Raw genomic sequence first — 24,922 nt, forward strand, 5'->3', positions numbered from 1 at the left:
AATGCCGGCTGGTCACTACGTAAAAGCCGCTTCTCAGCAGCTCTCTCGACGAGTCCCAAGCACACCCGTTCAAAGCTTAAAGCTCCAAACTCGGTGAACTTGATCCGTGACCGCCAGAGTTCTTTCTCAACCCAACACCTCAAAGGTTCCCCTTCAAAGGTCAGGCCGCAAGGACCCCGCCGCCCACGTTTCTCTTTCTTCCGATTCAATTGTCAAACAGCTAATCCAGCAAACAAGGGTATCTAAACCCTCTAACTCAGAGACGCCAAACCACCCAGCCTCTCAGCCGGGCGATCCTTCACCCAATCATTCAGGAGATAACGTCCCGCGTCAGCCGCCTCTTCAGCAGCGCCGCCGTCGATGAACGCCTTATAGAACTACCCCTCCCCCAATGTCAAACCCTTTCTTCAGGGAAATGTCGCTGGCCTGTCGCCGTCGTGAGAAAAGAACGTCATATCAATGTGTTGAAAGTGACAAAAAGTGGTCGCAAAAGGCGCTTCCACGAGCCGGAAGCGCGCTGTCTGAGCAGATTTCCGCGCGATTTTTTTTTGCGTCCGAGAGAAAAAATCGAAAGCGCCCGCGGCTTTTTGGGCCTCTGGCCTTTCCGCCTGCCTCACGCATAGTCTTGTCGACAACCTTCCCCGAGCGGCACGACGATTCGCGAATGAGCTGAATCGGCGATTCTCAAGCTCTCGGGGCACAGCCAATGATTTGAAAGGGAATCAGCGTCATGAAAATCTCGCTCATCCAGATGAATTCGATCAGCGACAGGGACGCCAATCTCAAGGCGGCCACGGAATTGATCGAATCGGCCGTGGCGCTGGAGCGGCCGGACTGGATCGCATTGCCGGAGGTTTTCGATTTCATCGGCGGCGTGCGCGCCGATAAATTCGCCGCGGCGGAATTCCTGCCGGACGGACCTACTTATCGCACCATGCAGGATCTCGCGCGGCGTCACGGTATTTTTATCCATGCCGGATCGCTTCTGGAGAAAATTCCCGGCGAGGAACGGCTCTACAACACCACCGTGGTCTTCAACCGCGCCGGCGAGGAAATCGCGCGCTATCGCAAGATTCACATGTTCGATATTACGGCTCCGGACGGCACTCCCTATCGCGAGAGCAATTCTTTCAAGCCCGGCGATACGGTCGTCACCTATCCGTGCGAGGATATGATCATCGGCTGTTCGATCTGCTACGACATCCGCTTCCCCGATCTTTATCAGGCGCTTGTCGCCAGAGGCGCGACGATGATCGTCGTGCCGGCGGCCTTCACGATGCAGACGGGCAAGGACCATTGGGAAGTGCTGATGCGCGCCCGCGCCATCGAGACGCAAGCCTATGTCTGCGCACCCGCGCAGACCGGACCGCACACGATCGGCAAAGAGACCCGCACCTCCTACGGCCATTCTCTCATCGTCGATCCCTGGGGCCATGTTATCGCGAAAGCATCCGATGGCGTCGGCTTCGTCTCGGCGCGCATTAATCCGGCCTTAGTCCAGAAGGTCCGCACGCAAATCCCGGTCGCAAGCCACAAAGTCGCCTTGTGATTCGACGTGATTCGGCGGGATCAGAACCATGCCACATCCGCCAGCCCGTGCACTCGTCCAGGGGGTGCTTTTGCGATCTCAGCTCGTGAATTTTCACTCCCTGAAGTCTCAACTCTTGGGTGGCTGTTCCGCAGCCCGGCACGAGCGCATGGTGCCATAAACTTCCCGTCCCTCGGGATCGACGAACCAGCCGCGGCTGACGGAACAATGCGCGGGCACGACGCGGCAAATGCGCCAGGGGCCTGACACGAGTTCGCCGAAGGGATTGTAATGCAGCCCGTTGCCGCGGCGACAGATGCGCATCTTCTGGGGAACCGGCGGCAAAGGCTCGTCCATGTTCCGCTTCGCGCGGTGACGGTGTGTCCCATGCTCATCGGCTCTCTGGGCCGTCCCCTGCCCCACAGATACACTGCGGACACTGACGGGATGGCCGGCGCGAGCCACGTCGATATTTGTGAATAGGCTGCCCGTCAGAAAACAGGCGCAGGCAAAAAAGATTTTTTGCACAACAACGTCCAAAGAAAAGTACGAGAATGAAACGATCCTCTCCCCACCACTGCCGGGAGCGTTTTGGCCGTTTCCGTTCTTTGAAAAAAATTTTCGTGTTCCGCGGCAGCGCCAATCCCGAAAAGATTCGCTCACACCGTGAATAAACTAGACTTCGAATATATAACTGTCTTGCACGACGCCGACATCACAAAATCCGGCGCTACCCTCACTGACGCAGCGCTCTTCCGGTTGCTGCGCGAGACACGCCAGCCTCCACCCCCGATTCTCTCAACACCTGTTGCCATCAAGGCGACGAACGTGTCTTGCGGGCGGGCCCGCGCCAAGCCGACGGAAAAGGCCGCGCGCGTAGGGCTTCGCTGCCGGGTGAGCGGCCTGGCTTTCATTCCTGGTCCGTGGCACTTGTTCGCGCCACGGACCAGGCGCTTCAGTCTGCACCCGGCGCCATGATGCGATGAACAATGAGATACAGCAAGTAAAATCGGGGCGATCTTCCCTTCCGGTCCGATTCGATCCATGCTTCAGGCATGGTACCGGTACCCAACCTTCTTGCCCCTCTCCTCGCCATTCTGCTTGCGTTTGCCCCCAGTAGTAGCAAGGCCGACGACGCCGGCACTGCCTCTGCGGGCCTTTCTGCGGAAAGGATTTGGCGGCGTGGCGAGCCGGGCGATCCCGGCTCTCTCGACCCGCATAAAGCCACCACCGTCATCGAAAGCCATATTCTGACGGAGCTTTACGAAGGGCTGGTCATTCTCGATGCCAGAGGCCGCATCCAGCCCGGTGTCGCCAAAAGCTGGAGCATCAGCGAGGACGGACGCCTCTATCGTTTTCAGCTGCGCGAGGATGCCCGCTGGTCGAACGGAGACCCGGTGACGGCACAGGATTTCGTCTATGCCTTCCGCCGCCTGATGGATCCGGCCACCGGCGCGCCCTATGCCAATATTCTCTACACGCTGAAAAATGCCGAAAAGGTCAACAAAGGTCTTTTGCCGCCCGAATCACTCGGCATCACGGCAATCACCGACCACGTACTCGAAATCACGCTCGAAGAGCCGGTACCCTATCTGATCGCTCAACTCGCGCATCTGACCGCAAAGCCGCTACACCGCCATTCCATTGAGGCGACGCATGGCGATTTCGTCCATCCCGGCCGCATCGTCACCAACGGGCCGTTCATGCTGGCGGATTTCAATCCCAACGACAGGCTGGTTCTCGTCAAAAATCCGCACCATTACGATGCGGCGGCCATCGGTCTCGACAAGGAGATCTTCATCCCCCTCGAAGATCGTTCGGCGGCGCTACGCCGCTTTCTCTCCGGCGAAATCGATTCCTACAGCGACGTCCCGGTCGATCAGATCGCTTTCGTCCGCAAAATTGCAGGCGAAAGGTTCAAACTGTCCCCCAATCTCGGCACCTATGTCTATGCCTTCGATACACGGCATCCGCCCTTCGACGATGCGCGCGTGCGCACCGCTTTATCACTGGCAATCGACCGGGAGTTTCTCGCCGAACGCATCTGGGGTGGCACGATGGAGCCCGGCTATAGTTTCGTGCCGCCGGGAATCGAGTCCTACGGCCCGCCGGCAGAGCTCACCTTCCGCAATATGACGCCATTCGAGCGGGAAGACCGGGCGCGGGCGCTTCTCGCGGAGGCGGGCTATGGTCCTGGCGGCCAAGGGCCCAGGAAAGTGCTGAAGGCCGAGATTCGCTTCAATATTTCGGAAAATCATCGGGCGACGGCCATCGCCGTCGCTGACATGTGGAAACGCATCGGGGTCGAAACCAGTCTTGTCGCCACCGATGTGACTAGTCATTATGCCTTCATGCGAGAACGTCCGCCCTATTCCCTTCTGCGTTATGGCTGGTTTGCCGATTTCCCCGATGCGCAGAATTTCCTGTTTCTCGCCGAAAGCGGCAACAAAGGTCTCAATATTTCGGGTTTCAGCAATTCAGCCTATGATGCATTGATGCACGATGCAGCAGGAGAGGCCGATGCAACGAAGCGCACCGCGCTTCTGCATCAAGCCGAAATGCTGCTATTGCAAGAAGGCCCCTATCTGCCGCTGATGATCTTCAAGGCCAAAAATCTGGTTTCGCCGAAACTGCATGGCTGGCACGAAAATGCGCTCGACACCCATCCCGGGCGCTTCATTTCGATCGATCCGTAATGATGAGCGTCATTCTCAGGCGCCTCATGGCCGCCATTCCCACGCTATTCGTCATCGCGGCGCTTTCTTTCTTTCTGATGCGACTGGCGCCCGGCGGCCCTTTCGATACCGAGCGCCCGCTCGACCCTGCAATCGCTGCCAATCTGAGACGCATCTACAAGCTCGATCTGCCTTTGTGGCAGCAATTCCTTCTTTATATGTCGAGCCTGCTCCAAGGTGATTTCGGACCGAGCCTCCATTGGCGTGACTTCTCCGTCAACGAGCTCTTCGCCCGCGCCCTGCCGGTCTCTCTTCGCCTTGGCGGTGCGGCTCTCGTCATCGCCTTCTGCCTCGGCGTGCCGATCGGCTATCGCGCCGCTCTGGCCCCACGCGGCTTTCCGGCCCGTCTTGCGGGTCTCATCATCCTTGGCGCCCTCATCGTACCGCCTTTCGTCGTCGCTCCGCTGCTGCAACTCCTTTTCGGCCTCGATCTGCATCTTCTGCCCATCGGCGGTTGGGAAGACGGCGCTTTCAGCCATCAGATCTTGCCGGTCACCGTGCTTTGCCTGCCTTTGCTCGCGGCCATCGCCAATCTGACGCGCGCATCGATGCGCGACGCTCTCGCCGAACCACATATGCGAACCCTGCGCGCCTTCGGCCTGCCGGCGCGGGTGATCGAGACCCATGCTTTGCGCGCCGCGCTGTTGCCGGTCATCGCCTATCTCGGCCTTGCCACCGCGAATGTGCTCACCGGCTCAATGGTGGTCGAGACGATCTTCGGCCTGCCTGGCATGGGGCGCTATTTCGTCGATGCGGCGCTCGGTCGTGATTATCCGATCGTCATGGGCACCGTCATCATCGTCGCATTGATGGTGATCGGATTCAATCTCATCGCCGATCTGCTGCTCGCCTGGCTCGATCCCCGCATCCGCCGAGAATGAATCATCATGAATGAACCGTCATGAGCGAGCCCGCCAGCATCAAAGCCTCATTCGCACGGAGCATCTCTCCAGCTCTTGCCGTGCTCAGCCTCATCACCGCTGCCTGTCTCATCGGTCCCTGGCTCTCGCCGCATGGACATGACGAAGTCCATCGCGATTATCTTCTCATTCCCCCTTCTCTCGCAGCCCATCCGACGAAAGCTGAAACCGAGGCGGCGCTGGCTTCCATCGGCCAGGCCTTGCACCTGAAAATCGCCGGTTTCGAAATCACCCATTCCGCCACCGCCTCGCCAACTTTGCGCGCGACCTTCAGTGCCGATGCACCGATCGATAGCCGCATCCTGCGAGGGTTCACCGGCTCCGACATATTCGGCGAACCCCATATTATCGGGCAGAACGAGGATGGCCGCCGCGTGAGTGTCCGAGCGCCGCTCCGATCCATGCACTTTCTGTTCGGCACCGATGCGAACGGCCGCGATCTTCTGACCCGTGTACTCGTTGCAGGACGGATTTCGCTGGCCGTCGGGCTTCTCGCCTCGCTCGTCGCCCTCGTCTTTGGCGTCACTTACGGTGCTCTCGCCGGCTATCTCGGTGGTCTCACTGGCGCCCTGATGATGCGTTTCGTCGAGATCGTCTATGCTTTGCCGTTCATTTTTTTGGTCATTGTCCTGACCATGGTTCTCGGCCGTGGCCTTGCCCTGATCCTCATCGCCATCGCCTCGGTTGAATGGCTCGATATGGCGCGCATCGTGAGGGCGCAGACGCTCAGTCTGAAACACCGTGATTTCGTGACGGCCTCGGAGGCGCTCGGCGCCGCGACGCCGGCCATTTTGTGGCGGCACATCCTGCCCAATGCCTTCGGCCCCATCGCCGCCTATCTGACCATCCTCGTCCCGCGCGTCATTCTCCTCGAAAGTTTCGTCTCCTTCCTCGGGCTCGGCGTCCAGGAACCTCTGACGAGCTGGGGTGTCCTCATCGCCGATGGCGCACGCACCATTCAGAGCGCCGTCCATCTGCTCGTCTTTCCGTCTCTGTTTCTGGCCGCGACACTCGCCGCGCTGAATGCGCTCAGCCAGGATTTACGCGCTTTTGCCGGACGCGGCCCCGGAGACGCTCAATGAGACCGGCTGATCCGGAAGAGCTGGACCCAAACGGCAAAGTTGCGCCCCTCCTTGCGTTCGACGCTCTGTCGATCGTCTATGCCGACCGAACGGTCGTGCGGGATCTCTCCCTTAGGATAAGGCGCGGCGAGACTGCGGCACTGGTCGGAGAATCAGGCTCCGGCAAAAGCCAGAGCGCCTTTGCGGCTTTGCGGATATTGCCGCCGGAAGCACGGGTTTCCGGCCGAATCCTGTTTGAAGGGCAGGACCTGCTCACCTTGTCCGGGCAAAAGCTCAATGCCTTGCGTGGCAAACGCATCGCTTTGATCTTTCAGGAACCCATGTCGGCGCTCGACCCCCTTTATCCGGTTGGGGAACAGGTCAGCGCGGTGCTGCGCCACCATCTGGAGTTGAGCAGAAAAGCCGCTTTCGAGCGCGCCTGCGACCTGCTCCATGAAGTCGGAATCCGCGAGCCAAAACAGAAGGCCCATGCCTATCCGCATGAATTATCGGGTGGTCAGCGCCAACGCGTCGCCATTGCCATGGCGATTTCCTGCGAGCCCTCCCTGCTGATCGCCGACGAGCCGACGACGGCGCTCGATGTCGCTCTGGCCTCGCGCATTCTCGATCTGATCGCCGAGCTGAAACAAAGGCACGGCATGGCGCTTTTGTTCATCAGCCATGATCTCGGCCTTGTCTCCCGCGTCGCCGACAGGGTGCATGTCATGCATAGCGGAGAGATCGTCGAAAGCGGTGCGGCCAAAGCCATTCTGCATGAGCCCCACCATGCCTATACAAAGCTCCTCATCGAAGCCGCCTTACCGCCACGAGATGCGCGGGGGCAGCAGAGACCGCAGGCCGGAGAACCCTCAATCCTGATCGAGGCTCGCGATCTCACCGTCCATTTTCCACAACGCGGAGCTTCGCCCTTCCCATTTTTCTCGCGGCTGGCCGGCCTAGCGTTTCCACGCCGCGAAAAGGCGGCACAATCCTCTGCCGCCACCATCCTCGACCATGTAAGCCTTGCGTTGCGGACCGGGGAAACCTTCGGCCTCATCGGAGAATCAGGCTCCGGCAAATCGACCTTCGCCCGTGCGCTCATGCGCCTGGTGCCGGCCACTGGCACCATTATCTTCGACGGCCGCGATTTGCTCGATCTCGATGCGCGCGCGATGCGGCCATTGCGGCGGGATATGCAGATGGTCTTTCAGGATCCCTATCAAGCCCTGTCGCCGCGCATGCGGATCGGCGCCATCGTCACTGAAGGGCTGAGGATTCACGAGCCAGGCCTCGACAAAAAAGCGCTCGACATCCGCGCGGCAAAGGCACTCGAGGAGGTGAAACTCGATCCGCTTATGCGGCATCGCTTTCCCCACGAATGTTCAGGGGGCCAGCGTCAGCGCATCGCCATCGCCCGCGCGATGATCCTGCGCCCGAAACTGCTGCTGCTCGACGAACCGACATCGGCGCTCGACCGTTCGATACAAACCGATATTCTTGCCTTGCTCAAGGAGCTGCAGGAGCATTTCAGCCTGACTTATCTTTTCATCAGCCATGATTTCAGCGCCATACGCGCCATCGCGCACCGGATCGGAGTCATGCAAGCGGGCCGCCTCATCGAAACCGGTCCGGCGGAGACACTCTTTACCCATCCGCAAGCCGATTACACGAAATCCTTGATTGCAGCAGCCTTTCCCAGAACTCCTTGATATTTTCGGCTTCTCCTGCCCTTGAGAGGCGCGGCGAGGAGATGAACAGGGAGAACAAACCGCTGCGTCACAATCACCATTTGGAAGCGTGTCGTTTCCGCTTGTAATAACGGATCATGTCGACGAAGGCTGGCGGTATCCAGTACCGGATCCTCTCATTGATGCCGGCAGGTCCCGTCGCGCGGATCGGTTTGGAGATGATAGTCGTGTGGAATTCATCGCTTTCGCCGTCATCCCGTCCGTTGCTGTAGAAATAAGCGGCGGCGGAACGGCGCGGCCGTTCGTCAGGCGCACTCACCGGCGTCGGATGACCATGCAGGCTGTTCGAGGATTGGGCGAATACGATAGTGCGCCCGAGGATCGGATTGACTTTCTCGACGCAGCGATCGGCATCCTGGTCCCACAATTCGAGCTGGCCACCCCAGGACGATTGCCAATTCCTGTTGAGATAGGTGATGAAAACCAGACGATTGGCGAGATGCGTGTGCGGATGCTGATTGAAATCAAGATGGAGCGCGAACCGCCCTCCCGATGGAATGTCATGCAGACCACCGGCAGTCAGATGCGGATCGCAGATGAGCCCCTCGATCCCGGTCAACCGTTCCAGAAACGAGAGAAACGGGCTTGAATGGATGGTTGAGAAATAAAGCTGCGTCGCGGGCCCGAACCGGGTCCCCGGGAGGGAGCCGTATTTGCGTTCATCCTCGCTGTCATAGAGACGCCAGTCGCGATGTTTGATCTGATCGAATTCCTTATTCATCAATTCGAGCAAGGTGACCGGAAACAGATTGTCTATAACAAGATGAGGAAATGGTTTGTTGGCGAGAAATGTCTCACGCAGGGTATCGACCGACGCGACAATCTCCCTGTTCAAAATGGTCTCGGGGTCAAAAAACATGCCGTCGATCACGACACCGTTTCTTGCGTCCAATGGAGCACTACCTGCCAGGTGATTCATAGAAATCCCTTATCAAAGGCCGATGCCGTTGCGTCGCGCGCCGACCCATCACGAAAACCATCTGGTCTTGGAGAGACCCTCATAAACTAATGTATTGAAACAGGACCTGAAGACTTTGGCTTAATCAGGTTCCAAATTGGCGCTGAAAATCTTTTATCAGATCTAATAGGAACGGAAACGTCAGATTCTTTTGAAAATCTGGCCGCGACAAATTGGTTTTGCTGTAAACAGGGAACTAGTCTTTATTAAAATTCCGCCATTTCGCTTATCACCCTCTCAAATTAGCAGATAAGCTTGTCATATTCATCAAATTAAATTTAAGATATAAGTACTTTGCATCGCGCAATCACGCCGATCGGGCTCTTTCGTGGCAATATTTTGAGCGGGTTGGAAAAGGATGCATACTACGCCCGCTTCAAGCCCTCGGGTTTCCGAACCGGGTATTTTCGCAAGCTCGCAAACCGAGGCATCGCGATCTTGAAAATCAACGCGCGATTCGAAATGCCCCGTGAACCAATGATCTCATTTTTGTAGAAACTTTCCACCTCCCATTCGCATGATGACGCCCTCGAACACGCTTGTCCTCGACCTCAGCGGCCTGAAATGCCCCTTGCCGGTTCTGCGGACCCGGAAAGCCTTGCTCCGTCTGAAGGCCGGCGACCGCCTGATCGTTACTTGCACCGATCCGCTCGCCGGTATCGATATTCCGCATCTATTGCGGGAAACTGGTGATGTGCTTGAATCGCAACAGGCCCATGACACCGCGTTAACTTTCGCCATCCGCAAGTGCCAGGTCCTACCAGGCTAACCTGACAGCCCCGCCAAAACCCGGAGCAAACATTCTATCGCTATGCAAGCAACTTCTATTCCGGGAGCTCAGATCGGAACCCGGATGATCGCCCTGAGGCCGCCGAGCGGGCTGTTGCCGAGCGTGATATCGCCCCCATGTGAACGTGCGATATCACGGGCGATCGCGAGCCCGAGACCGGAGCCGCCTTGATCCTGATTGCGCGCCTCATCGAGACGGAAAAACGGCCGGAAAACGTCCTCCCGCGCGGAGGCGGGAATACCGGGACCGTCATCCTCGACATACAAGGTCAGGAAACGCACGTCCCGCACACCCTCGACGCGGATATGCTTCGCGTGCAGACGTGCATTGGTCACGAGATTGCTTACACACCGCTTGAAGGCATCGGCGCGCAACGAAACGCAGGGATCGCCTGAAAAGACGACCTCGATCCGCGCCCCGTGGCGCTCGGCATCGAGGCGCAGATCCTCCAGAAAGTCGCGCATATCGACCTCGGAAGCGCATTCACCGGCATCACCACGGGCAAAGGCAAGATAGGCTTCGAGCATACGCTGCATTTCCTCGACATCCTTGCCGAGATCACGGGTTTCCTCATTCTCATCCATCACTGCCAGGGAAAGCTTGAAACGGGTCAGGATGGTGCGCAGATCGTGGCTCACGCCATTCAGCATGGTGGTGCGGGTCTCCACGGCGCGCTCGATGCGCCGCCGCATCTCGATGAAAGCATAGCCTGCCTGACGCACCTCGCGCGCGCCTTCAGGCCGGAAATCAGGGTCGCGGCCCTTGCCGAAATCCTCCGCCGCGCGTGCAAGCGAAAGGATCGGGCTGATCTGATTGCGCAGGAAGATGATGGACAAAAGGATCAGCACCAGCGAGGTGCCGACCATCCAGAGCAGAAAGATATGCGAGTTCGAGGCATAGGCGGCGCTGCGATAGGCGGTGATGCGCATCACCGCATCGGCAAGCGCGATGCGGATCTCGATGAAATCCGAACGGCCAACCGTATCGAGCCAGAATGGCCGCCCGATCTGGCGGCGGATTTCATTCGAGAGGGCGATGTCTATGATCGAGAAGAACGGCTTCGGCAGAGCCGGCGGCAATGGTCCTGGCGGTAAAAATTCCACATCCATGCGCAGCCGGTCCTGAGCGATGCGGGCGAGGAGCGCGTCATGTTCGTGGCCGGGCAGACTTTTGTGCAGATCGATCAGCGCCGCTATATCCTGCGTCAAAGCCGTCGAAAGCCGCGTCGTCACGAGCTGCCAATGGCGTTCCATGAACACATAGGTCAACACACCCTGCAGGATCACCATCGGCGCGATGACGATCAAAAGCGAGCGGATGTAGAGACCGCGCGGCATCAGCGCCGCGGCGCGGCGGCCGAGGCGCCGCAGCATCGACAGAGGCGCCTCGATAGCGGATGTGGATCGTACGAGGCTCATCGGAAATCGCTCATCGGAGAAGCTCAGGGACGGATGTTCCCATAATGAAGTGAGCCGGCCCGCCCGGCGATCGACATTCGGCGATCAACATTCAACGATCAACCAGCAGCCGGTAACCGGCACCACGCGCGGTCTGCAAATGCAGCGGATTGGCGAGATCGCGTTCGATCTTGCGGCGCAGCCGGTTGACCTGGACATCGACGGTGCGCTCATTGCCACCGATACCAAGACCTGCCAAAGCCTCCCGGCTGACAATCTCTCCGGCATTTTCGGCGAGTAGCCGCAGCATGTCGCGTTCCCGCTCGGTCAGCCGCACGATTTCGCCGGCCTGCTGCAATTCGCCGCGCTCGAGATCGAAGGTAAAATCACCGAAACGCACCTGGGTCACCGGCCCCGTCACGGCGCGCGGCTGCGCGCGACGCAAGATCGAGGCGATCCGCAGCGCGAGCTCCCGCGGCTCATAGGGTTTGGCGAGATAATCGTCACTGCCGACCTCGAAACCACGTACGCGGTCGGCGGGCTCGGTACAGGCGCTCAGCATCAGGATCGGTACATGGGCGACATCGGTCGGCTCGGCGCGGAGCCGGGCAACGAGATCGAAGCCATTCTCACCCGGCATCATGACGTCCAGCACGATGAGGTCGAAAGCAAAATTGCGCAGGCTCGCCAGCGCTTCCTCGGCATTGCCCGCAGTGGTGACGCGATAACCCTGATCGGCCAGGAACCGCGACAAAAGCGCCCGGATGCGCCGGTCATCGTCGACGATGAGCAGATGCGCAGCATCATCGGCCGGGGGAACCGTCTCCGCCGGGCCCGACGCCGCGGCGGGCGCAGGAGAAAGATTCGAAGGTTGAAGCGTCATGCCGGTTCCTTCCTGTTGGTTTTATCTATGCGCAATGTCGCAATGGCCCTTGAAGGAGCAAAGCCCGTCTAAAGGTTTCGGCACCAGACGACCCTCGTGAGAGGCGCGAAAAAACAAGTTCATCCGGCGTCACCCCCGGCGAAAGATGCCGCTTTTTTGAATGTAGTGCATTCCTGCAAAGTTGGAACAGCCCGGCCCTCCGGCACAAACTGGCGGCGGCCACACCCCCGAGGCGGCGCCATCATGGTCGCGCCACGAAAGGCGCCCGAAAGGCGCCGATTGAGCGTGGATTGAGGGGGAATGGCGATCGAGGGTTATTGTTGACAGCCTTTCCGAAGACGGATAGGCCACGCATACGGCTTGGCGCGACGCCGGTTCTTCGGATTTCACGGCCTCAAGGCTTGGCATCTGCGGCGAATTTCCAATTCGGCGAAATTCCAGGCTGCGAACCTTATCCCGCCCCGATGAGGCGATGCAAGTCCAAGCGGCAAGTCCAAGCGGCAAGTCCAAGTGGCTAGTCCAAGCAGCAAGCGCGGCGCCCTTAGCGATTTCCGGACATTCACGAACCAGGCTCGCAAGATCACGGGCCTGCAAAGTCACCGCCGGCAAAGGCGCCGATCGGCCATTCCATTTTGATCCTCAAGAAAGGGATTACCCTTCATGTCCGTCCTGCCATTCGACCAACGTGATGGTTTCATCTGGATGAACGGTCGGCTCATCGCCTGGAACGAGGCCAAGCTGCATGTGCTGTCGCATGGCCTGCATTACGCCTCCGCCGTATTCGAGGGCGAACGCGCCTATGAGGGGCGCATTTTCAAATCTCGTGAACATTCCGAGCGGTTCCGCGCCTCGGCGCAGGTGCTCGATTTCGAAATCCCCTATTCCGCGGCCGAACTCGACACGGCGAAACAGCTCGTCGTCGACAAGAACAATTTCCAGAACTGCTATGTGCGTCCGGTCGCCTGGCGCGGCAGCGAAATGATGGCCGTGGCGGCGCAGCATTCAACCATCAATGTCGCCATCGCCGCCTGGGACTGGCCGAGCATGTTCGACATGGAAACCAAGATGAAGGGCATCAAGCTCGACATCGCCGACTATCGCCGGCCAGATCCGCAGACTGCGCCCTGCCACGCCAAGGCCGCCGGCCTCTATATGATCTGCACCATCTCCAAGCACCGGGCCGAGCGCAAAGGCTATGCGGATGCGATGATGCTCGACTGGCAGGGCCGTGTCGCCGAATGCACCGGTGCCAATCTGTTCTTCACGCAGAACGGCGCGCTGCATACGCCGATCGCCGATTGCTTCCTCAACGGCATCACGCGGCAAACGATCATCGAACTCGCAAAAAGGCGGGGCCTCGAAGTCGTCGAACGGCGCATCATGCCCGACGAACTCACCGGTTTCGATGAATGTTTCGTCTGCGGCACTGGCGCCGAAGTGACGCCGGTCTCCGAAATCGGCCCCTATCGTTTCACCCCCGGTGTGATCTCCCGTGCGCTGATCGAGGATTACAGCCTCGAAGTACGTCCGAAACAGCAGGCGGCCTGACCCTCTGCCGGCCCCGTCCACGCGGGCTCATTCCGATCCCCGGACATAACCGCTTCGGCGTGACGGACACTAATAAGACGTCTAAGCATCGCTCGAAAGGCCGCAAGGTACGAGCGATGCTTGCTTTTATGAGCATGATCGTCCCGAACGAGGAAGCAGCTTCCCCTTGGGCGCTGCAAAACACCGATCAGCGACAATTTTCCTGATCTTATCAAACCGATCTTTGTCTTTCCCGCAGAAGATTGCTTCACGGCAGCAGCGACAACGCGCCGCCGGCATCCGGTTCAATCCGGATCCATGTCGCGATTCATAAGACCTGCAACGGGGACCGGTTTGATGCGCAGGACGATGCATATCACGCAGACGGAATTAATCGGCGGCGGTTCCCTCGCGGTGCTGGCGACGACGCCCTTCATGCCTGCGATCATTTCTCCCTATGTCGTTATTGTCTCCGCCGCAGTCCTCGTGAGTTGGGCGCTGCTTCGCTTTCTGACGCGGAAACAGGACGCCATCACAGCAGATGCGGGAGACTCGAGCGCCGCACCATTCGACGCGATGGAATCGATCTCGGACACTGAAATCCTCGCCGCATCGGGAAGCCACCGCGGCCTGTTCAATGAAGTGACGGAAAACTTTTTCGACCCGGACGAAAATGTGTCTTTCATCGCCACCAAACGCGAAATCCGCCATGTCCGCGACATGCTGAACATCCGCTATGGCGCAACCGACCGCGCGGCGCTCGAAAAGAAATTGCGGGCCTTTATCCGCGCCAATGCGCCGTCGCAAATTCCGGCGTCGGATTTGGAGAATGCCCAGCGGCGCATTCGAATCGCGAAAATGCTGGTGAAGGACATACTCGAGGGCGGATCCTCACCCCTCGTGGTCTCACAGGACAAGGCCGAGTCTATCCCGCCGCGGGCCAAAGCGGCCTAGAGCGTTTCGGATATATCCAGAAACGCTCCACTTAAAAAATAAAGCATTTTCAAATAAATGCGATCGCGAAGCGATTCAACGTAAAGTAAAAAGGCTCTAGACATTATCCGATATCAGCCATCTCGTCGTGCCCCCCTTTCGCGAAGGATATGAGAGCATTTTGTCTCTGTCGCTCCGCGATTCCATTTGCCTGAAAAAATGCTCTCATTTTTCCAAGTGGAGCAGTTCGGAAACATCCGAACATGCTCTGAATTTTCTGAGTGGAGCGTTTCTGGATATACGCGAAACGCTCTAAGCCAAAACATCCCCGCTGTCTTCGAGCGGAAGCAGCCCTCACGCCAAGGTTGTTCTTCGGAAAATAAGAATAGTTCTAAGAGAAATGCTCTGGATTTAAAGTGAGACACTTTTGCAATTCTCTCGATGAATCGGTTTCGATACTCTTGCAAAAGCACGCATGCCATATTCTATTTCTGTACATAATCTCCCGGTCCGGTCAGAGAGCGCAACAATAAGGGAAAAAGCGGCGACCTGGCCTGCTTTCGATCCGGGAGAGTGGAAAGGGATGGAGCTATGGGTTCACCATTGTCGCGTACAGGATTGCTCTTTGCGGGCCTGTTCTGCCTGACGTTTCAGATGTCTCCCGCCTTGGCGCTTGTCAGTGGCACGCCCAACACCCGCGCGGGCGCGCATGGCGCCAATGCGCCTTCTTCCGCAGATCCAACGCCCGGCGTCATAGCCGGTCATCCGCACGCAAACATCACCCATCCCAACCATAGAAACCATCATTCATCCGGGAATAGACATCACCGGCACCACACCCCGCATGATACGCCGCGCCACCGCCACCATCTGCATCACGAGCATCCGGCGAATACGAATCCACGCTTTTAGCAACGTTTCGGGCGTGAAAGAGAGCCTCCCCGCTCAATCCATCATCCGTGTTTCCGGATCAACGAGAAGCGTTTCGAAAACATGTGAACCGCATCCGGCATCGTTGGGAGGAAGGCCGGGGGAATATGGCAGCAGGAGCATGGCAAGACGGCGCGGAAGCGTGGTCTGAAATCCAGCGCACTATCCAGCATTCGGAAATAGCCGTGATTCACCACATAGAAAAATTGCACTAAGCAAATTTTAAAAATCTGTTTAAGTTAACATGGCGCTGCAGCAGTGATCTCGCTTCGACCAAGCAAGCCTGCCCAGGCCAAACCATTCAATGCACGACAGCGCCCCTGTTGTTTCCAATCTGGTTCATACTGAATGACTAAGGTCGCGATTCCGTCAGCCAATCATGCCATTTCGCGCGAGGGACAGGCATTCTGCCTCGCCCCATTCCGCAATCTCAGCGTGGCGATCGGAGGCATCGCCACCCCTTGCTGCGAATTCAAGGGAAATTTCGGCGACGTCAAACAGCAATCGATCCCGGAAATCTGGAACGGCCAGGCTTTCACGGAATTTCGGCGCAAAATGTTGCGCGATGAGAAGGATGACGCCTGCAGCAAATGTTATGATATGGAAGCGACCGGCGGACTGAGTCTGCGTCGCACCTATAATGAGCATTTGTGGCAAAAGAATTCGGTTTTCGCCCAGCCCGACGATTTTCTGGCCAAAGCCGACGAGAGTGTGACAGTCCAGCCCGCGGCACAGCCGCTCATGCTGGACATCCGTTTCAGCAATCTGTGCAATTTCAGTTGCCGCATGTGCCACCATGGCGCCAGCTCGAAATGGTTTTCAGACGCCCGCGCTCTCAAAGCGACCCGCGCTCCAGAGGCCCTGATCAAGACCTTCACATCCACCGAGGCCAGCATAGAGGCGATCCGCCCTCTGCTCCCGAGCGTCGAGGAAATCTATTTCGCCGGTGGCGAGCCGCTGCTGATCGAACAGCATTACGCCATTCTCAGTGAGTTGGTCGCGTTGGGCCGCACCGATGTCGTCCTCTATTACAACACCAATCTCTCGGCGCTGCGGCTCGGCCGGCATGATGTCGTCGAGCTCTGGTCGCATTTCAAGACGATCAGTCTCGAACTCAGCGTCGATGGAGCCGAGGAGCGTGGCGAACTTGTCCGCAAAGGCATGGATTGGGATATTTTCGTCGCCAATGTCAAAACGCTCAAGCAAAAATGCCCGCATATCACCTTGCGTTTCGGTGTGACCGTCTCGGTGTTCAACATTGCGGTCCTGCCGGAATTGCACGAGCGGCTCGTCGAGTTGGTCGATCACGAAAATCCCGAATTCCATCTGCACGTCCTGCAGGAACCCGATTATTACAGCATCCAGATTCTCCCCGAGCCGCTCAAGCAAGCAATCGAGCAAAGACTTGAGGCCCATGCAGAACTCCATGCGGCGGATGCATCGGTTCGCGAGCAGTTCCAGCATATTGCCGCCCATATGATGGCGGCGGACCGGTCAGATCTCATCGAGCGTTTTCGCAACATCACATTACGGCTCGATGCCCTGCGCAATGAAGCGACCGCCGTGGCCTGCCCGGAACTTGCTCCCCTGTTGCGTTTCTCGCTCCGTTCAAAACTCGTTCACCTGATCCAGCGTGTGCCTTCGCTGAACCGCCTTTTGTCGGGACTTTCGCTGAATCGGCGTCAAAGCAGCTCGATCGCTTGATGAATGCGCCGATTGCATCGGTTTCCAAAATAAAAACCGGAAAGGGGTGACCCTTTCCGGTTCGCTTTTAAGAGTAACTGCCTCCCGTTTCCGGGAGGCCTCTGTGCAAAAGGTCAGGCGAGCGCCTTGACGATGTTCTCGACCACTTTCTTGGCATCGCCGAACAGCATCAACGTATTGTCGCGGAAGAACAATTCATTCTCGACACCGGCATAGCCGGAGCCCATGCCGCGCTTGATGAACAAGACCGTCTTCGCCTTTTCGACATCGAGAACCGGCATGCCATAGATCGGAGAGGATTTATCGGTCTTGGCGGACGGATTGGTGATGTCATTGGCGCCGATCACGAAAGCCACATCGGTCTGTCCGAATTCCGAATTGATGTCCTCGAGTTCGAACACTTCATCATAGGGCACATTGGCTTCGGCGAGCAGCACATTCATATGGCCAGGCATACGGCCGGCGACCGGATGAATGGCATATTTGATCTCGACCCCCTCGCCTTTCAAAATATCGGCCATTTCGCGCACCGCATGTTGAGCCTGCGCGACCGCCATGCCGTAGCCGGGCACGATGATGACCTTGGCAGCGTTGTTGAGAATATAGGCCGCATCCTCGGCCGATCCCTGCTTGACGGGGCGGGTTTCGACGCCACCCGCCACGGCGGTCGTCTCGCCGCCGAAGCCGCCGAGAATGACCGAGATGAAGGACCGGTTCATGCCCTTACACATGATGTAGGACAGAATCGCGCCCGACGAGCCGACCAGCGCGCCGGTGATGATGAGCGCGAGATTGCCGAGCGTGAAACCAATGCCGGCAGCGGCCCAGCCGGAATAGGAATTCAGCATCGATACGACAACCGGCATATCGGCGCCGCCGATCGGTACGATGATCAAAAGGCCGAGAGCCAGCGAGGCCAGAACGATCAGGCCGAACACCCAATGCGACTGACTGACGACAAATACGGCGATCAGAAGCACCAGCGCCACGGCGAGGCCGATGTTGATCGCATGGCGCTGCGGCAACAGAATCGGCTTGCCCGACATTCTGCCATCGAGTTTCAGAAAGGCGATCACCGAGCCGGTGAAGGTCAGGGCGCCGATCGCCGCGCCGATCGACATTTCGACAAGGCTCGCGCCGTGGATTTCGCCCGGCATGCCGATGCCGAAAGCCTGCGGGGCGTAAAGCGCGCCAGCGGCGACAAGGACGGCGGCAAGACCCACCAGAGCGTGGAAGAAGGCGACGAGCTGCGGCATGTCCGTCATCGCGACGGTGCGTGCGCGCCAGGCGCCAATGGCGCCGCCGATACCGATACCGGCAAAGACGAAAAGCCAGGCGGAAAGCCCGACCGGCGGCCGATAGGCGAGGGTCGTCAGGATGGCGATACCCATGCCGACCATGCCGTAGAGATTGCCGCGCCGCGACGTGGCGGGCGACGACAGACCACGCAAGGCCAGGATGAACAGGATGCCGGCGACGAGATAGAGAAGGGCAGCGAGATTGGCGTTCATCGCATTATCCCTTCTTCTTGTACATGGCGAGCATGCGTTCGGTGACCAGGAAGCCGCCGAATATGTTCACCGAGGCGAGAACCAGCGCGACGAAACCAAACAGACGCGCCCACAAGGTCCCCTCACCGGGAATGCCGTCAATCGTATCGGAAGCGAGATCGACGCCCACCGACAAAAGAGCGCCAACGACGATGACGGATGAAATGGCGTTGGTCACCGACATCAGCGGCGTATGCAAAGCGGGGGTGACCGCCCAGACCACGAAATAGCCGACGAAGACGGCGAGAATGAAGATCGCCAGACGGAAGACGAAAGGATCGATCGCCCCGCCTCCCATATGCGCGGCGGCGCCCAGACCCACGGCGATCTGATCGGCATGCGCCTGCGCCGCCTCCGCGGCCTGGCGCGCGGTATTCGCCACGGCCTGCGCCTGTTCAAGCAACTGCTGTTGGATTTCCGCCGCCATTCGCACAAACTCCCTCGAACAAAGCCGCGAACCGAAAGGTGCGGCCCCCGGCACATGATCTGACAATAGCCTCTTCGGGCCTGTTTGGGGCCTCGCCAGCCAGAAAACGCGAGTCGATCCGCCGGGGAACCGACCCGGGGAACCGAACCATGGAATCCGGCCAAGAAAACCTGGCCAGCGAAACCCGGCCAATCGGCCCCGGATCTTCGATCCGGAACCTGCAATCCGTTAAGCGTGGCGTTTCAAGAAATCGTCGCACCCGCTCAGGCCACAGCGGGCCTTGTCAGGCCGCGGTGGCCTTATAAAACCGCTCAGGCCGCGGTGGCCTGGAAATTCGGATGCACGAGGGCACCGCCCTTGGTCAGGAGCGTCGCCTTGACGAGTTCATCCGCGTCGTCGATCTTGAGCGCCTTGGTTTCCTTGTCGATCAAGGTCTCGGCGAAGGCGAACAGATTGCGGGCATAAAGCGCCGAGGCGGTCGCGGGCTGGCGCGCCGCGACATTGGTGAATCCGACGATATGGACGCCATTGTCGGTGACGATCGTCTCGCCGGGTTTCGACAAAGCGCAATTGCCGCCACGCTCGACCGCGAGATCGACGATGACGGATCCCGCACGCATCGATTTGACCATGTCGGCAGTGATGAGCACCGGCGCCGGCCGGCCAGGGATCAGGGCCGTCGTGATCACAATATCCTGTTTGGCAAGATGACTTGCCGTCAGTTCCGCCTGTTTGGCCTGATAGGCTGGCGACATCTGCTTGGCATAGCCGCCGGCCGTTTCGGCCTCCTTGAATTCCTCGTCCTCGACGGCGATGAATTTGGCGCCGAGCGACACCACTTGTTCCTTCGTCGCCGGCCGCACATCCGTGGCGGTGACGATGCCGCCGAGCCGGCGTGCCGTGGCGATCGCCTGGAGACCCGCGACGCCGACACCCATGATGAAGATTTTGGCGGCCGGTACGGTGCCCGCCGCCGTCATCATCATCGGAAAGACGCGTCCATATTCCGCGGCCGCATCGATGACTGCGCGATAGCCTGCCAGATTGGCCTGGCTGGACAGCACGTCCATGACCTGCGCACGGGTGATGCGCGGCATCAGCTCCATGGCAAAGAGGCGCACTTTCTTTTCGGCAACCGCCTTCAGGGCATCCTGATGATCGTAAGGATCAGCGATGGCGAGAACCGCCGCACCGTCCTTGACGCCCACAAGATCGTCGGGCTTCGGCCGGTGCACGCAGAGGACGAGATCAGCGTCGCGAAGCGCCGCCGCCGCATCCGGCGCGATCACCGCGCCCACAGCCGCATATTCGTCATCGGCGATGCTGGATTTGCGGCCCGCTCCCGCCTGCACCGAGACTTCGGCGCCGAGACCGATGAATTTCTTCACGGTTTCAGGGGTCGCCGCCACTCGCGGCTCCGCCGCCTCGGTTTCCGATGGAACTGCTATCCGCATGAACGACTCCCGGACATCTGAATTTTCACGAGCATGATGGTTTCGGACAAGGACGCAATTCCGTCATGAGTCTCACTGCAGAGGTGAGGCTCAATCTCGAAGTTGCTGCTCCGCAAACATCCGCCTGTTCCTGATTCCCCTCGGTGCGGCACACGGGAAACGGCACTCACCTCAAAGATCATGCGACCCTAAAGGGATGCAATGGGAAAAGATCCACGCGTTTCCGCCCCGATTTTATTGTTTCTTGCTCCCTTCCAGGAGGCAGAAAGCCCTGATGTTGCCTTGTCGTCTTGCGCCGACGAGGCAACATCAGGACGTTCTTCAATTTCGAGCGGCCACCCATCCCGAAGGCGGTCACCGGTTGATTCCGGTCAGCCGCACCGGCATAGCCGAGGATGATGTCACGAGAACGAATTGCCAGAGAAGGATGCGGACGTGCTTTCAGGAAGGATCCAGCACTATCCCGCCAGAGAGATCCGTCCTCGCGGTTCACCCCAGAGAAGTATCCGCAGAAATCCAGACGGCTTTCCCCCTCGGCATCCATTCAGATGATCATCCGTTCAGACATCCACTGCCTTCCGCGTCGCTATCCCCCGAGGTCGGCCGCAAAAGCATGGACGATGGCGACCGTTGCAGACCGCCTCCGCAATTCAGAGCGTGAAATAGGCGATCAGGAGGAGAACGAGGCCCGTTCCGATGACCGATGCCTTTACCAGGGTGATGAAGCGCTGATAGGTCCGTTCGTGCTCGGGATAATCCATCGAGGGGACGCCACCGACGGGAGGATTTGCGGTCATTTCTATTCCTCGAAGTGCAATAAGGATCCGACATCGGACCGTCTGGGCGACGGTTTGAGTCGAACCGGACATGGCCAGTTCCGATAAAAGGCCCGCTCAAGCCAAAAGGTCAAGAGGAAGAAGGTCCAAGGTTGGCGGGAAAACAATCCCCGGCAAGTGAACCCTGATCCTGCCATCAGGCCAGCCTGCCGCCCCGGAAGAGATCAGAGGTTCTGATCGAATTCCTTGGGAAAAGCCGCGGCAAGCCGCAATTCGAGATCGCGTATGCGCATTTCGAGACGTTCATTTTCGTCCCGCGCGAGACTGGCCATTTGTTTGACCGCCTCGAACTCCTCCCGGCTGACGACATCCATCGTCGCCAGAATGCGGTCGATCTGGCCGCGCGCCATCGTCTCGACCTCCCGGCGCACCCCCTGGGCCACATCGGAAGCATCCGTCATAAGCCGCGAAAAATCATCGAAAAGCCTGTTCTGGGCCATTCCCATTGTCCTTGATTCGTCCTGAAGGGACAGTTTACCCCCAACACACGTGCCGGCACAGAGATTATCACGCAAGGATCATCAAGTGATGCGACACTGATAACCCCACAGGTGCCGCGGACAGGACTCGGCCTGTCCCGCAATCAACGAACGCGATTTCGCTTCCCGTGGCGATGGCCTATAGGCAAATCAGATCGCGCATTCGCCGGCGCAATCTCGAGTGGTGCTCCATCTGCCCGCGCATTTCGGACATTTCCGATATACGCGGGCACTTTCCCAGGTTTCTCAAGCCGCGCCCCGTGGAGGAGCTTCATGCCCGCCCTGCTCGCCTATCCCGCCATTGATCCCATGCTGATCCAGCTCGGTCCGCTGCCGATCCGCTGGTATGCGCTCGCCTATATCGCCGGCCTCCTCCTCGGCTGGGCCTATGCGCGCGGCCTCTCGGCGGATTCCCGCCTCTGGGGCACGCGGACGCCTCCTTCAGCCCTGCTCGTCGACGATCTCCTCGTCTATGCGGCCATGGGCGTCATTCTCGGCGGACGGCTCGGCTATGTGCTGTTCTATAATTTCGATTTCTACTGGCGCGAACCGCTCGAAGCCTTCAGCCTGTGGAAGGGGGGTATGTCGTTCCATGGAGGCCTCATCGGCACGGCTTTGGCCATGTTGCTGCTGGCCCGGCAGCGCGGGGTGCCTGTCCTCTTGCTGAGCGATCTCGCCGCCGCTGCGGTGCCAATCGGCCTGTTTCTGGGCCGCATCGCCAATTTCATCAAGCCGGAACTCTGGGGACGCGTCACCGATCCAGAAACAGCGCCCTTCGCCATGGTCTTTCCCGGGGCGGGCCCCCTGCCACGCCATCCAAGCCAGCTTTATGAGGCATTTTTCGAAGGTTTCGTTCTGTTCATCCTGCTTTTCATCGCCATCCGCCTCGGCGCGCTGCGCCGGCCGGGGCTCGTCACCGGTCTTTTTGCACTTGGCTATGGCCTTGCCCGCACGGGCTGCGAATTTTTCCGCGAACCGGATCCACAGCTCGGCTTTCTCTTTGGCGGCGCGACCATGGGGATGCTGCTGTCGCTGCCCCTGATGGCGATCGGTGCGTTGCTGATCGGCTGGTCTCTCACCCGCAAGGAGGCGCAGGCATGACGCAACGGCCCGCCACCGAGCCCCTCTTGGAGAATTCCCCGGAAACTCCCTTGGCCCGGCTGATTATGGGGATGATCGAGCAGGAAGGACCAATCAGTCTCGAACGCTATATGGATCTCGCGCTCTACCACCCGCTCTACGGTTATTATTGCAGCAAAATGCCGCTCGGCGCGGAAGGCGATTTCACCACGGCGCCGGAAATCAGCCAGATGTTCGGCGAATTGATCGGCCTGTGGGCGGCGGAGATCTGGCAAAGCCTCGGCGCACCGGCGCGGATTGCCGTGGTGGAACTGGGTCCCGGGCGCGGCACGCTGATGGCCGATTTCCTGCGCGCCGCACGAATCCTGCCCGCCTTCCGCAACGCGATCGAACTGCATCTCGTCGAGGCCAATCCGGTCCTACGCGAGAGACAGGAAAAGGCATTGGAGACGAGCTCGCTCCCCTTGATCTGGCATCAAAGCGTGAACATGTTTTTCGCAGACCGTGAAGGGGTGCCGGCGACGGAGCGGGCGCCAATTCTGTGCATCGCCAATGAATTTTTCGACTGTCTGCCCTTGCGGCAATTCGTGCATACGGACACTGGCTGGCACGAAAGGCTCGTCGGCCTCGGGCCGGCAGGCGGCCTTGCCTTCGGCCTTGCTGCCGAAGCAGCGCCGGAGCTTGCGGAAATTGCCGCCGCACCCGGTGCAGTGCTGGAAATCAACGCCGGAGCGATAGCCCTGATGCACAGGCTCGCGGGTCACCTCATAGGCACCGGCGGCGCGATGTTGGCGGTGGATTATGGTTATGGCGCAAGGCCAGGCAGTTTCGGCGGCGGCGAGACCTTGCAGGCGCTACGTCACCACCGGCGCGTTGATCCATTGGGCGCAGCCGGCGAAGCCGATCTCACCGCCCATGTCGATTTCACCCGGCTCGCCGAGGCGGCACGGGCGGCGGGCGCCCTGACCTACGGCCCGGTTCCGCAGGGCGAATTCCTGCTTCGGCTCGGTCTTGCCGAACGCACCGAAGCCCTGGCACGCCGGGCAAGCCCGGCGCAGGCCCAGGCCCTGCGCATTGCCGCCACCCGATTGACACAGGCCCGTTTCCTGACGGACACCGGCGCCGAGCAGGACGGTATGGGCGCTTTATTCAAGGTTTTGGCGGTGATGGGGCCGGATCTTCCCATTCCGCCCGGATTTTGAGGATTCTATGGAAAAGGCTCTCGCTTTACAGGCGAAACTCTTCGAGAACTGGCCCGTCAGGCATGGTTTCTTCACCCGCCAGGGCGGTGTGTCGGAAGGCCTCTATGCGACACTCAATGGCGGCGTGGGTTCGCGCGATGCCACAGAAGCCGTGGCGGAGAACCGGAGGCGCATGGCCGAGCTCTTGGCGATTCCCCCGCAAAATCTGCTCGTGCCCTATCAGATCCATTCGGCGGAAGCGCTGGCGCTCGACGCGCCCTTCGCCGAGCGGCCACGCTGCGATGCGCTCGTGACCGCAACACCGGGTCTTGGTCTCGGCGTGACCGGTGCCGATTGCGGTGTCATTCTTTTCGCCGATGCCGAGGCCAAAGTCATCGGTGCCGCCCATGCGGGCTGGAAGGGCGCGCTCGGCGGCGTGCTGGAAGCAACGCTCGATGCGATGGAACAATTGGGCGCGCATCGCGCGCGAACCGCCGCCGTGCTTGGACCAACCATCGGGCCGCGCAGCTATGAAGTAGGGCCGGAATTCTTCGATCGTTTTCTCGAGCATGACGCCGACCATGCGCGTTTCTTTACAGCCTCCGAGAGGCCAGACCACAAAATGTTCGATCTGCCGGGATTCATTGGCATGCGCCTCGTGCGCGCGGGTATCGGCGCCTTTGAAAATCTCGCCATCGATACTTATGAGCAGGAAGAGCTTTTCTATTCCTATCGCCGCTCCGTCCATCGCGGCGAGGCGGATTACGGCCGCCATGTCGCGGCCATCGCCCTGATGTGAGA

The 24,922-nt window shown here is 59.3% G+C and carries 23 protein-coding genes; 13 read left to right on the plus strand and 10 right to left on the minus strand.

All coding sequences use genetic code 11. The annotated features are described in order from the left end of the window. Positions 1-730: 730 nt before the first annotated feature. Positions 731-1,549 (plus strand): carbon-nitrogen hydrolase family protein, encoded by an 819-nt coding sequence (locus DL88_RS18275; protein ID WP_034999446.1) that lies wholly within the window; start codon positions 731-733, stop codon positions 1,547-1,549. 108 nt (positions 1,550-1,657) lie between these two features. Here DL88_RS18275 and DL88_RS20505 read toward each other — a convergent pair whose 3' ends face one another. After that, the gene (locus DL88_RS20505; protein WP_156971199.1) at positions 1,658-1,885 is read right to left on the minus strand and encodes a hypothetical protein; all 228 of its coding nucleotides are present in this window, start codon (positions 1,883-1,885) and stop codon (positions 1,658-1,660) included. Between the two features lie 698 nt (positions 1,886-2,583). Between DL88_RS20505 and DL88_RS18285 the strand changes: the two genes are divergently transcribed. The 4 genes from DL88_RS18285 to DL88_RS18300 are packed head-to-tail and all read left to right on the plus strand — an operon-like array spanning position 2,584 to position 7,953. Next, complete coding sequence (locus DL88_RS18285; protein WP_051956159.1) at positions 2,584-4,224, plus strand: peptide ABC transporter substrate-binding protein; 1,641 nt, start codon at positions 2,584-2,586, stop codon at positions 4,222-4,224. Next, on the plus strand, positions 4,224-5,144 hold the full coding sequence (locus DL88_RS18290; protein ID WP_034999461.1) for an ABC transporter permease: 921 nt from the start codon (positions 4,224-4,226) through the stop codon (positions 5,142-5,144). Before DL88_RS18285 ends, DL88_RS18290 begins: the two co-directional genes overlap by 1 nt. A gap of 20 nt (positions 5,145-5,164) precedes the next feature. Then, entirely contained in the window at positions 5,165-6,265 is a 1,101-nt protein-coding gene (locus DL88_RS18295) for an ABC transporter permease (RefSeq protein ID WP_034999464.1), read from the plus strand. Further along, positions 6,262-7,953 (plus strand): ABC transporter ATP-binding protein, encoded by a 1,692-nt coding sequence (locus DL88_RS18300; protein ID WP_051956160.1) that lies wholly within the window; start codon positions 6,262-6,264, stop codon positions 7,951-7,953. The genes DL88_RS18295 and DL88_RS18300 overlap by 4 nt, the downstream gene beginning before the upstream one ends. Before the next feature lie 73 nt (positions 7,954-8,026). On the opposite strand, the gene DL88_RS18305 is transcribed toward DL88_RS18300, so the two are convergent. Continuing rightward, on the minus strand, positions 8,027-8,884 hold the full coding sequence (locus DL88_RS18305; RefSeq protein WP_051956161.1) for a 2OG-Fe(II) oxygenase: 858 nt from the start codon (positions 8,882-8,884) through the stop codon (positions 8,027-8,029). 583 nt (positions 8,885-9,467) lie between these two features. On the opposite strand from DL88_RS18305, the gene DL88_RS18315 reads away from it, so the two are divergent. Further along, entirely contained in the window at positions 9,468-9,719 is a 252-nt protein-coding gene (locus tag DL88_RS18315; protein ID WP_034999469.1) for a sulfurtransferase TusA family protein, read from the plus strand. A gap of 68 nt (positions 9,720-9,787) precedes the next feature. On the opposite strand, the gene DL88_RS18320 is transcribed toward DL88_RS18315, so the two are convergent. Next, a complete protein-coding gene (locus DL88_RS18320) occupies positions 9,788-11,158 on the minus strand; it encodes an ATP-binding protein (RefSeq protein ID WP_034999471.1) in 1,371 nt (456 codons plus the stop codon). A 91-nt stretch (positions 11,159-11,249) separates the two neighbouring features. Then, positions 11,250-12,020: a response regulator transcription factor gene (locus DL88_RS18325; RefSeq protein ID WP_034999473.1), complete on the minus strand. Its 771-nt coding sequence runs from the start codon at positions 12,018-12,020 to the stop codon at positions 11,250-11,252. A gap of 660 nt (positions 12,021-12,680) precedes the next feature. Here DL88_RS18325 and DL88_RS18330 point away from each other — a divergent pair. From DL88_RS18330 to DL88_RS18345, 4 genes are all read left to right on the plus strand, one after another. Then, positions 12,681-13,568 carry a branched-chain amino acid aminotransferase gene (locus DL88_RS18330; RefSeq protein WP_034999475.1) on the plus strand — a complete coding sequence of 296 codons (888 nt, stop codon included), beginning with the start codon at positions 12,681-12,683 and terminating at the stop codon, positions 13,566-13,568. Positions 13,569-13,904: 336 nt separating this feature from the next. Continuing rightward, entirely contained in the window at positions 13,905-14,501 is a 597-nt protein-coding gene (locus DL88_RS18335) for a hypothetical protein (RefSeq protein WP_156971200.1), read from the plus strand. 570 nt (positions 14,502-15,071) lie between these two features. Then, positions 15,072-15,392, plus strand: coding sequence for a hypothetical protein (locus tag DL88_RS18340; RefSeq protein ID WP_034999481.1), 321 nt, complete (start codon positions 15,072-15,074; stop codon positions 15,390-15,392). 366 nt (positions 15,393-15,758) lie between these two features. Next, on the plus strand, positions 15,759-17,114 hold the full coding sequence (locus tag DL88_RS18345) for a twitch domain-containing radical SAM protein (RefSeq protein WP_034999486.1): 1,356 nt from the start codon (positions 15,759-15,761) through the stop codon (positions 17,112-17,114). Positions 17,115-17,227: 113 nt separating this feature from the next. On the opposite strand, the gene DL88_RS18350 is transcribed toward DL88_RS18345, so the two are convergent. From DL88_RS18350 to DL88_RS18370, 6 genes are all read right to left on the minus strand, one after another. Next, complete coding sequence (locus tag DL88_RS18350) at positions 17,228-18,625, minus strand: NAD(P)(+) transhydrogenase (Re/Si-specific) subunit beta (RefSeq protein ID WP_034999489.1); 1,398 nt, start codon at positions 18,623-18,625, stop codon at positions 17,228-17,230. Between the two features lie 4 nt (positions 18,626-18,629). Next, positions 18,630-19,091, minus strand: coding sequence for a proton-translocating transhydrogenase family protein (locus tag DL88_RS18355; RefSeq protein ID WP_034999492.1), 462 nt, complete (start codon positions 19,089-19,091; stop codon positions 18,630-18,632). A 311-nt stretch (positions 19,092-19,402) separates the two neighbouring features. Next, positions 19,403-20,545 carry a Re/Si-specific NAD(P)(+) transhydrogenase subunit alpha gene (locus tag DL88_RS18360; RefSeq protein WP_034999495.1) on the minus strand — a complete coding sequence of 381 codons (1,143 nt, stop codon included), beginning with the start codon at positions 20,543-20,545 and terminating at the stop codon, positions 19,403-19,405. A gap of 178 nt (positions 20,546-20,723) precedes the next feature. Further along, positions 20,724-21,089, minus strand: a complete 366-nt coding sequence (locus tag DL88_RS18365) for a hypothetical protein (protein ID WP_034999497.1) — start codon at positions 21,087-21,089, stop codon at positions 20,724-20,726. Positions 21,090-21,195: 106 nt separating this feature from the next. Further along, on the minus strand, positions 21,196-21,342 hold the full coding sequence (locus DL88_RS20055) for an aa3-type cytochrome c oxidase subunit IV (protein WP_156971201.1): 147 nt from the start codon (positions 21,340-21,342) through the stop codon (positions 21,196-21,198). 203 nt (positions 21,343-21,545) lie between these two features. After that, the gene (locus DL88_RS18370; protein ID WP_051956162.1) at positions 21,546-21,827 is read right to left on the minus strand and encodes an accessory factor UbiK family protein; all 282 of its coding nucleotides are present in this window, start codon (positions 21,825-21,827) and stop codon (positions 21,546-21,548) included. Between the two features lie 306 nt (positions 21,828-22,133). Between DL88_RS18370 and lgt the strand changes: the two genes are divergently transcribed. Genes lgt through pgeF form a run of 3 tightly spaced genes read left to right on the plus strand, consistent with a single transcriptional unit; the run spans position 22,134 to position 24,920 of the window. Then, on the plus strand, positions 22,134-22,961 hold the full coding sequence (gene lgt, locus DL88_RS18375) for a prolipoprotein diacylglyceryl transferase (RefSeq protein ID WP_034999501.1): 828 nt from the start codon (positions 22,134-22,136) through the stop codon (positions 22,959-22,961). Then, on the plus strand, positions 22,958-24,142 hold the full coding sequence (locus DL88_RS18380) for a class I SAM-dependent methyltransferase (RefSeq protein WP_084705290.1): 1,185 nt from the start codon (positions 22,958-22,960) through the stop codon (positions 24,140-24,142). The genes lgt and DL88_RS18380 overlap by 4 nt, the downstream gene beginning before the upstream one ends. Before the next feature lie 7 nt (positions 24,143-24,149). After that, complete coding sequence (gene pgeF, locus DL88_RS18385) at positions 24,150-24,920, plus strand: peptidoglycan editing factor PgeF (RefSeq protein WP_034999506.1); 771 nt, start codon at positions 24,150-24,152, stop codon at positions 24,918-24,920. Positions 24,921-24,922 lie beyond the last annotated feature (2 nt).

Origin of the sequence: Beijerinckia mobilis (genome assembly GCF_000745425.1) — a bacterium.
GTDB classification, from domain to species: domain Bacteria; phylum Pseudomonadota; class Alphaproteobacteria; order Rhizobiales; family Beijerinckiaceae; genus Beijerinckia; species Beijerinckia mobilis.